At 73.3% G+C, this 9,521-nt stretch carries 8 protein-coding genes; all 8 read right to left on the bottom strand.

Features of this window, described 5'->3' with window-relative positions:
* Window positions 1-47: 47 nt before the first annotated feature.
* The gene (gene ilvN, locus JK361_RS35355) at window positions 48-611 is read right to left on the bottom strand and encodes an acetolactate synthase small subunit (protein ID WP_201826259.1); all 564 of its coding nucleotides are present in this window, start codon (window positions 609-611) and stop codon (window positions 48-50) included.
* A gap of 14 nt (window positions 612-625) precedes the next feature.
* On the bottom strand, window positions 626-2,479 hold the full coding sequence (locus tag JK361_RS35360; RefSeq protein ID WP_201826261.1) for an acetolactate synthase large subunit: 1,854 nt from the start codon (window positions 2,477-2,479) through the stop codon (window positions 626-628).
* A gap of 54 nt (window positions 2,480-2,533) precedes the next feature.
* Complete coding sequence (locus JK361_RS35365) at window positions 2,534-3,322, bottom strand: 4'-phosphopantetheinyl transferase family protein (protein WP_307787400.1); 789 nt, start codon at window positions 3,320-3,322, stop codon at window positions 2,534-2,536.
* A gap of 40 nt (window positions 3,323-3,362) precedes the next feature.
* Window positions 3,363-4,649, bottom strand: a complete 1,287-nt coding sequence (locus JK361_RS35370; protein WP_201826263.1) for an MFS transporter — start codon at window positions 4,647-4,649, stop codon at window positions 3,363-3,365.
* Window positions 4,646-6,100 (bottom strand): argininosuccinate lyase, encoded by a 1,455-nt coding sequence (locus JK361_RS35375; RefSeq protein ID WP_201826265.1) that lies wholly within the window; start codon window positions 6,098-6,100, stop codon window positions 4,646-4,648. The genes JK361_RS35370 and JK361_RS35375 overlap by 4 nt, the downstream gene beginning before the upstream one ends.
* Before the next feature lie 115 nt (window positions 6,101-6,215).
* Window positions 6,216-7,469, bottom strand: coding sequence for an ATP-grasp domain-containing protein (locus JK361_RS35380; protein WP_307787401.1), 1,254 nt, complete (start codon window positions 7,467-7,469; stop codon window positions 6,216-6,218).
* A complete protein-coding gene (locus tag JK361_RS35385; RefSeq protein ID WP_236054167.1) occupies window positions 7,466-8,515 on the bottom strand; it encodes a PLP-dependent cysteine synthase family protein in 1,050 nt (349 codons plus the stop codon). Before JK361_RS35385 ends, JK361_RS35380 begins: the two co-directional genes overlap by 4 nt.
* Window position 8,516: 1 nt before the next feature.
* Window positions 8,517-9,434 carry a GHMP family kinase ATP-binding protein gene (locus tag JK361_RS35390; RefSeq protein WP_201826269.1) on the bottom strand — a complete coding sequence of 306 codons (918 nt, stop codon included), beginning with the start codon at window positions 9,432-9,434 and terminating at the stop codon, window positions 8,517-8,519.
* Between the last annotated feature and the right edge of the window lie 87 nt (window positions 9,435-9,521).

Here is a 9,521-nt window from a genome sequence, read left to right on the forward strand (position 1 = left end):
TGGGACTGACTCCTTAAGGGTGGTGGGTAACGGGGTGGTCCGAAGACTCAGGCGGTCTGTGCGGGGCGGGCCGCGGCCGAGGTGATGCGCAGCGTGCGGGTCTCGCGGGCGCCTCGTTCCGTCAGGGAGCGGGAGCCGCGGCCGATGGCGATCGCGCCGGACTGGACCAGCTCCTTGATGCCGAACTGCGCCAGCATCCGCAGCATCGCGTCGAGCTTGTCGCCGGCGCCGGTGGCCTCCAGGGTCACCGCCTCCGGGGCCACGTCGACGGTGCGGGCGCGGAACAGCTCGGCGATCTCCAGGACCTGCGAGCGGGTGGTGTTGTCGGCGCGGACCTTCACGAGGACGAGTTCGCGCTGGACCGCGTCCGCGGCCTCCAGCTCGACGACCTTCAGGACGTTGACGAGCTTGTTGAGCTGCTTGGTGACCTGCTCCAGGGAGAGTTCGTCGTCGACGCGGACGACGATCGTGACGCGGGAGAGGTCCGGGTGCTCGGTGGTGCCCACGGCGAGCGAGTCGATGTTGAAGCCGCGACGGGAGAACAGGGCGGCGATCCGGGCCAGGATGCCGGGGGTGTTCTCGACCAGGACGGAGAGCGTGTGCTGGGACATGTCGGAGGGTCCTCTCAGTCGTCCGCGGCGTCGCCGAAGTCGGGACGCACGTCACGGGCGGCCATGATGTCGTCGTTGGAAGTGCCGGCCGGGACCATCGGCCACACCATCGCGTCCTCGTGGACGATGAAGTCCACCACCACCGGACGGTCGGTGACCGAGTTGGCCTTGTCGATGACCGCGTCCAGTTCGTCCGGGGACTCGCAGCGCAGGCCCACGCAGCCCATCGCCTCGGCGAGGTGGACGAAGTCCGGGACTCGCGTGCCCCGGTTGGCCGCGGAGCCCACGCCCCGGGTGGAGCCGGTCGCGGCGTTGGTCGCGCCGTCGTGCAGCACGGTGTTGGAGAACCGGGCGCCGTAGAAGAGGTTCTGCCACTGGCGGACCATGCCGAGGGCGCCGTTGTTGATGACGGCGACCTTGATCGGGATGTTGTTCAGCGCGCAGGTGACCAGTTCCTGGTTGGTCATCTGGAAGCAGCCGTCGCCGTCGATCGCCCACACCGTGCGGTCGGGCCGGCTGGCCTTGGCGCCCATCGCGGCCGGGACCGCGTAGCCCATCGTTCCGGCGCCGCCGGAGTTGAACCAGGTGCCCGGCTCGTCGTGCGGCAGGAACTGCGCCGCCCACATCTGGTGCTGCCCGACCCCGGAGGCGAAGAGGGTCCCCTCGGGCGCGAGCCGGCCGATGCGTTCGATGACCAGCTGCGGGGAGAGCGTGCCGTCGGCGGGCAGGTCGTAACCGCGGGGGTAGGTGTCCCGCCAGCGGTTCAGGTCCCGCCACCAGGCGTCGTGGTCGCCGGCCCCGCCCGCCTCCCGGACGGCGGCCGCCAGCGCGCCGATCACCTCGCGGGCGTCGCCGACGATCGGCACGTCCGCGTAGCGGTTCTTGGAGATCTCCGCCGGGTCGATGTCGGCGTGCACGACCTTGGCGTGCGGGGCGAAGGTGTCCAGCCTTCCGGTGACCCGGTCGTCGAAGCGGGCGCCGAGGGCGACGATCAGGTCCGCCTTCTGGAGGGCCGCCACGGCGGACACGTCACCGTGCATGCCGGGCATGCCCATGTGCTGCGGATGGCTCCCGGGGAAGGCGCCGAGCGCCATCAGCGTGGTCACCACGGGCACGCGGGTCAGTTCGGCGAGGTCGCGCAGTTCGGCGGTCGCCCCGGCCTTGAGGACACCGCCGCCGACGTACAGGACGGGGCGTTCGGACGAGGTGATCAGCCGTGCCGCCTCGCGGATCTGCCGCGGGTGCGGGCGGGTCTTCGGGCGGTAGCCCCGCAGGTGTGCCGCCCCGGGCCAGACGAAGGTGGTCCGCGCCTGGAGGGCGTCCTTGGTGATGTCGACCAGGACCGGTCCGGGGCGGCCGGTCGAGGCCAGGTGGAACGCCTCGGCGATCGTCCTGGGGATGTCCTCGGCGTCGGTGACCAGGAAGTTGTGCTTGGTGATCGGCATGGTGATGCCGACGATGTCCGCCTCCTGGAAGGCGTCCGTGCCGATCGCCTTCGACGACACCTGGCCCGTGATCGCCACCAGCGGCACGGAGTCCATGTGGGCGTCGGCGATCGGCGTCACGAGGTTCGTCGCGCCCGGCCCGGAGGTCGCGATGCAGACACCGACCTTGCCGGTGGCCTGCGCGTAGCCGGTGGCCGCGTGGCCGGCGCCCTGCTCGTGCCGGACCAGGACGTGGCGGATCCTCGCCGAGTCCATCATCGGGTCGTACGCCGGGAGGATCGCGCCGCCGGGGATCCCGAAGACGGTGTCCGCGCCCGCCTCTTCGAGGGAGCGGATCAGGGACTGGGCGCCGGTCACGGTCTCGTCGGCGGCGCGCATCCGTGGCAGGCGGGCCGCGGGGGCCTCTTGCACAGTGTTCGGCATGGTCGGTTCCCAAGGTTCGTAGGGGTGGGTGAGTGGTCCTGAAGGTGTGTGGAGTCAGATCGAGGTCCCTCCCGTCAGGCGTACGGGCGGGGCGGCGCGGACCAGGTCGGCGGCCTGCGGGCCGTAGAGCCGGGTGACGGTCGGGCCGGTGACGGTGAGTTCGCCGCGTACCGCCACCGCCGCCGCGTAGCCCCGGTCCACCGGCACGTCCAGCAGGGTCCAGCCGGACGGCGGGTAGGGCCCGCCCGGCGCCCCCGAGCCGACGTAGTCGAGGGACGGATCGCGTCCCAGTCCGGAGCCGAGGCCCTTGAGGTAGGCCTCCTTGCGGGTCCACAGTCTGGCCAGCGCGCGGGGCCGCAACGCCGGTTCGAGTGCGGCCAGTTCCTCCTGCTCGGCCACGTGCAGCATCGACGCCAGTTCGGCGGAGGCCGTCTGGTCCGACACCAGGTCCACGTCGACGCCGATCGGCGCCGCGGCCGTACCGACGAGGGCGAGGTCGCCTCGGTGGGAGAGCGAGAAGAACAGGTCGTCGCGGCCCGTGCCGAGCACGGTGGGCCTCCCGTGCGGGCCGCCGCAGCAGGGGCAGGTGTCCCGGCCGAAGTGGATCTCCTCGGGGCGGAGGCGCAGGTACGACCCGAGCAGCCGGCGGAGTGCGACATGCGCGGCCGTGAACCGGGTGCGGTCGGCCGCGTGCATGAGGGCGGCGGCGCGGCGGCGTTCCGTCGCGTCGAGCACCGCCTCGTCCAGGATGCCGGTGGCGACATCCGAGACCCTCAGGAGCCAGAGGTCGAGTGAGCCGGGGGGTGGCAGCTCACGGGCGACCCACGGCAGTGTTCCTTCCACGGGGTCTCTCCTGTTCGTACTCGAAGGAGCCGACCGGGCGTCATGATCCACCGGGCGCGGCGGGCAGGTCGCGCCTGCCGCGCAGGGGCCCGATCAGCAGCAACAGGGGGCTGACCGCGAGACCGGCGGTCAGCAGCCACAGCGTCGGCCGCAGCCCGAGCGCCGTGCCGAGCACGCCGCCGAGCAGGGAACCGAACGGAATGGCGCCGAAGTTCGCCACCGAGATGCAGGCCGTGATGCGGCCGAGCAGGTGTGGCGGACAGTACCGCTGGCGGAACGCGCCCTGGATCACATTGGCGAGCACCACCCCGAGGGCGAGGAGCGCGCTGCCGGCCACGAGTGCGGCCAGCATCGGTCCTTTCCCCGCCATCGGGATCAGCAGTGCGAAGGGGGCCGTGGCGGCGGTGGCCACCAGCAGCCCGCGTGCGGTGCCCCAGCGGGCGGTCACCCGCTTCGCACCGGCCGCGCCGAGGATCCCGCCGATGCTGCTGGAGGCCAGCAGCCAGCCGGTCGCGCCCTCCGGCACGCCGAGCTGACGGATCACGAACACGGGCAGGATCGCCTGGTAGGCCGTCAGGAGCAGATTGGTGACGGTGCCGTAGGCGGTCAGCACACGCAGGTACGGGTCGCGCACGGTGTGCTGGAGGCCCTCGCGGATGTCCCGGCGCAGCGGGGTGCGCTCGTGGGAGGGCTCGGGCAGGGGCTCCCGGCTGCGGATGCCGAGCAGGCACAGCGCCGAGAAGAGGAAGGTGCCGGCGTTCACCAGCAGGCCGGAGACCGCGCCGAAGCCCTGGGCGAGCAGACCGCCGCCGCCCAGGCCGGCCACCTGGGCGACCGACTCGCTGCCCTGGAGCCTGGCGTTGGCGTCCTGGAGCTGGTCCCGGTCCACGATGGACGGCACGTACACCTTGTACGAGATCCCGAAGAACACCGCGGCCAGGCCGTTGAGCAGCGCCACCACCAGCAGATGGGTCATGGTGAGCACTCCGAGCCACGCGGCCGCCGGCACGCTGGCGAGCAGCAGCACCGAGGAGAAGTTGCACACCAGCATCAGCGGGCGCCGGCGCATCCGGTCCACCCAGGCGCCGGCCGGCAGGCCGATCAGCAGCCAGGGCAGCCAGGGCGCGGCGGCCAGCACACTCACGCTGAGCGTGCTGGCGTTCAGGGTGACCACGGCGACCAGGGGCATGGCCACCGTGGTGATGTTGATGCCGACCCGGTTGGTGGTCTCGCCGAGCCAGAGGAGACGGAAGTCGCGGTGGCGGGAGAGGGGAGGGCGCGGCGGGACGGGGGCCGGTGCCGTGCGGACAAAGACGTCTTCGCTCATGCCCGCACCGCCTTCCGTACGGCGTCGCCCAGCAGTTCCTCGGCGTCCGACCAGCGGCCGCGGCGCGCGGCGGACTCGGCGCGGTGGGCGGCCAGCTGACGGTGGAGGGGCGGGAGCCCGTCGGCCCCCGGGCCGCCGCCGTGGACGCAGGCGGCGGCCACGCGGTCGGGGGCCAGGTCGTTCTCGAAGCCGGCCGTCTCCTCCAGCGAGCGGCCCGAGCCGAGGGCGGCCAGCACGGTCTCGCCGACCTTGTGGTGCGCGGCGCGGAACGGCATGCCGTCCGCGACCAGGCGTTCCGCGAGGTACGTCGCCGCGGTGAACCCCTCCCGGGCGCGCTCGGTCATGCGCTCGGGCCGCGGCTCGATGCCGGCGACGACCAGCCGCAGCAGCGTCACCGCGTCGGTCGTGTCGCTCAGGCCCGGCCACAGATGGCGCATGGCCTCGGTGCCGACGGCGATGGCGTTGGTGTAGCCGGCGGTGGTCATCGCCGAGGCCGCGCTCGTGAAGGCGCCCAGGCTCGCGGTGGAGCGGCCCTGGATGTGCTCCAGCAGGAAGGGGTTGCGCTTCTGCGGCATCATCGAACTGGAGCCGACCAGTGTGTCGGCGACCCGCAGCAGCGCCGCCTCCTCCGAGGTCCACACGCTCAGGTCGCGGGCGACCCGGGCCAGGGTGACGCCGAGCGTCGCGGAGGCGGAGAGGAGACTCAGCGCGAAGTCCCTGGAGGCGACGGCGTCCACTGAGTTGGGGACGGCCCCGGTGAAGCCGAGGAGCAGGGCCGTGCGTTCGGGGTCGACGGGGACCGACGTGCCGCCGATCGCGCCGGCGCCGAGCGGATTGACGTCCAGCTGGCGGCCCGCGTCGAGGAGCTGGCCGTAGGCACGCAGCACCGCGCCCGCGACGCCCGCCAGATAGTGGCCGTAGGTGATCGGCACGGCGGGCTGGCCGTGCGTGTACGCCGGCATGGTGACGTCCGCGTACCGGTCGGCCTGCGCGAGGAGTACGGCGGCGAGCCGGTCCACGGCGTCCAGCAGGCCGAGGTAGGGGGTGCGGGCCTTCAGCCGGGCGGTCGTGGCGTTCAGGTCGTTGCGGGAGCGGCCGGTGTGCAGGATGCCGCCGGTCTCGTCGCCCAGCTGCTCGATGAGCCAGCCCTCGTAGGCCAGGTACACCCCGCGTGGCATCGGGCGTCCGCGCACCGGGGCGAAGTCGGCGGCGCGCAGTTCCTCCACGGCCCGCAGCAGGGCGGCGGCCCGGCCGGGGTCCACGGCACCGCGTTCGGTGAGCATGACCAGGTGGGCGCGGTCCACCTGGCTGATCCGGCGCAGCTCACCGCCCAGCGGATCCGCCGCGTCCGCGGACACGCGCTGGTCGTAGACGATGGCGTGGGCCTCGGGATCCAGCGCCGAAGTGAGCCGGCCGGTGTGGACGCCGTCGCGCGCGGGGGCGGTGGTCATGAGAGGTCCTCGGGGGTGGGGAGCGGCCGGAGTCCCCGGCACCCGGAGGGGCGCGGGGAGGGGGTGCCGGGCCGGCGCCGAGCGGCGGTCGTGCCCCGGCGGATCCGTACGGCGGTCATGTCAGCGCCTCCTGCCGGTCCAGGGGCGTGGCGGCGATCGCCCCCGCGAGGGCGGCAACGCCCCGGTCCGCGGCGCCGGCCGCCTCGGCCGGATGGTCCGCGACCGCGATGACGTGACCGAGGCGGTCGCGGAAGTCGGTGGCGGGGCCGACCGGTTCGCCGGGGGCGCGGTAGAGGACCGCTTCGACGACGCCCGGGACGGCACCGGCCCGTGTGAGGCTCACCGTGAGGTCGGGGGCCAGGATGCCGTCGCGGTCGGTGGTCAGGAAGCGGATCGAGGCGCGTCCGTACAGCGCGCGCTCGGGGTGCGCGGCCCGGCCCAGGGCGGCCAGGACCTGGGCGCGGACCAGGTCGATCCCGCAGGCCCGGCGGACCAGTTCGGGGATCATGCCTCCGGCCAGCCGCGGGTTGACCTCGATGACCTTGGCGACGGGACCGTCGAGCCGGAGTTCCACGTGGGCCGCGCCCCAGCCGAGGCCGAGCGCCGTCACGGCCCGTACCGCGGTCTGCCGCAGCTCGCGTTCCAGGCCGGCGGGGAGTGCCGCCGGCACGTCGTGGCCGACCTCGACGAACGCGGGCAGCGGGCCGACGTGCTTGGTGACGGTCACCACGGCCTCGGTGCCGAACACCTCGACGGAGAACTCGGCGCCGGTCAGGTACTCCTCGACCAGGATCCGCCCGGGGGTCGCGACCCCGCGCTCGTTCGTGGTGGCGGCCAGCAGGGCGCCCGCGTGCCCGGCGACCTCGTCGAGGTCCGAGCACAGCCGTACGCCCAGGCTGCCGGAGCCCTGTACCGGTTTGACGACGACGGGCAGCCGGGTCGCCGCCGCCGACACCGCGGCGTCAGCCGTGGACACCACCGCGAAGCCCGGCACGCCCACCCCGGCGGCGGCGAGGATCCTCCGCTGCTCGGCCTTGTCCCGGCAGGCCCGCACCGCGTCCGCCGAGGGACCGGGCAGGCCGAGGCGGGACGCCAGCGCGGCGGCGGCCGGGACGTAGTACTCGGAGCTGGTCAGCACGCCGGCGACCGGGGCCTCGGCGGCCAGCCGGCCGGCCGCCTCCCACAGCCGGTCCGCGTCGGAGGTGTCGACGACGACGGTCCGCAGCCCGTCCTCGGCCGCGTACGGGTAGCGGGCCGGGTCCTTGCTCAGCAGGACGGGGGTCACGTCGAGTTCGGCGGCACGGCGGGCGAACAGCCGTCCGGTGCCGGTCGTGTTGGACTCCACCAGGAGCAGCAGCCGCCCGCTCACGACGCGATCTCCGGCATCATCACGTCGTCGAAGCCGCGGCGCGCCCACAGCAGCCGGGACCAGACCGGCGGGGCGTCCAGGGGGTGCCCGACGGTGACGGGGGCGCCGCCGGGTGCGGGCGCCGGGTCGATGCCCTGCTCGCGCAGCCAGGCGTCGTTGTAGACGGTCGACTGGTAGCGGTAGCCCTCGTCGGGCAGCACCATCACGACCGTGCTGTCGGGGTTCTGCGCCGCCCACCAGGACGCGACCTGGAAGGACGCGCCGCTGGTCGGTCCCATGAACAGGCCGTGCCTGCGGTACAGCTCGTGGGTCGCGTGGAAGGCCTCGGGGGCCGTCACCCAGTGCGCCTCGTCGTACGCCGCGTGCCGCACGTTGCCCGGGTGGATGCTGCTGCCCAGGCCGCGCAGGGTGCGCGGGGCGTCGGGGGTGCCGAAGATGATGCTGCCGTGGGTGTCGACGCCGACCAGGTGCAGCTGCGGGTTGCGGGGCCGCAGGGAGGCGGCGAGCCCGCCCGTCGAGCCGCCCGAACCGACCGGCCCGACCAGGCAGTCGACGGTGCCGACGGTCTCGTCGATCAGGTCGGCGACGACGCTGTACGCCCCCGGGTTGTCGGGGTTGTCGTACTGGCCGGGGACGAACGCGTCGGGCCGCTGCCGGCACAGCTCGGCGACCCGGGCCAGCCGGGCGCCCTGGATGCCTCCGGGCTGGCCGGTGTACTCGACGATCTCCACCGTCGTGCCGAGCATTTCCAGGCGGGTGCGCAGTTCCTGGTCGATGGCGGAGTCGCCGACGATGGTCAGCGGGTAGCCGCGCAGCCCGCACACCATGGCCAGGCCCAGTGCGAAGGTGCCGGAGGAGGTCTCGATGACCGGGGTGCCCGGGGTGAGCACCCCGGCGGCCTCGGCCCGGTCGATGATGAAGCGGGCGGGCAGCAGCTTCATCAGGCTGAAGGCGGTCGCGTAGAGGTTGTCGCCCACCTTGATGATCCGTGGCAGCTCGGTGGCCTCCACGATCGAGGAGTGAGCCTTGGGCAGGGTCGTCGTCATGTCAGTCACCCGTTGTGTAGTTCCACTGCTCGTCGATACCGGTGCTCCGCAGGAGGTCCTGCGCCAGTGCGGTGCGCGCCTCGACCTCGGGGTCGTCCCGGTCGAAGAGGAGCCCCGCGATGTCCCCGCTGTGGGCCACCTGCACGCCCACGGCGCCCGAGGTGCGCGCGATGTCCCGGATCCGGTCGAAGCCGGGGACCGGCAGATGCCGCTGGTTGATCTCCGAACTCGCCGTCGCCACCGAGCCGAGCAGAGCGACGTCCTTCATCTGGATGGCGTCGCGCAGCATGTCCCGCAGGGTGGCGAACCGCTCGATCTCGGCCCCGTCGTAGCGGGCCGGCGTCAGGGTCAGCGTGTCGATGCCCTGGCCGCGGTTGGAGGGGCGCGAGCCGAAGCCGAGGACCCGCAGGGGCGGCATCCGGTAGCCGAAGTCCTCGATGACGGTGCCCTCGCGCTGCGCGAACAGCACGGTGGAGTCCTCGAACATCAGCGAGTCGGAGGCGGTCTCGGCGCGCACGGCGAGCCGGGCCACCTCCCGCGGCGGCAGCGGATCGGCGAACGCGTCCTTCACGGCCCAGATGGCCGACAGCACATCGCTGGTGGAGGAGCCGAAGCCCCGGCACAACGGCACGTCCCCGGCCAGCTCCAGATGGCCGCCGACCGGTCCGGCGCCCGCCGGGACCACCGCCCGCACGGCCAGTTCGGCCGCCCGCCGGGCCTTGCCCTTCCAGTCCGGCGACACGGTGACCCCGGTGCCGGGCGCCGGGGTGAAGGTCGCCCGCGTGGTGTGAATGGTGCAGGGCAGCGTCACGAGTCCGCGCACGAGCCCGTCGCGTCCGGTGAAGACACCTTGCAGAATCTCGCCGTGATGGACGGGGGCCGAAGCTACCCCGACACGCCAGTCGGAATGAACCACCATGTCCTTGACCCTCTGTTGCCGGTGTAGCCGTGACCTGCGGACACCATCACGCTACGGAGGCCGGAACCCGCCTTCCGGCGGCAAGGG

The sequence above is a fragment of the Streptomyces musisoli genome (assembly GCF_016741855.1).
Taxonomy (GTDB): Bacteria; Actinomycetota; Actinomycetes; order Streptomycetales; family Streptomycetaceae; genus Streptomyces; species Streptomyces musisoli.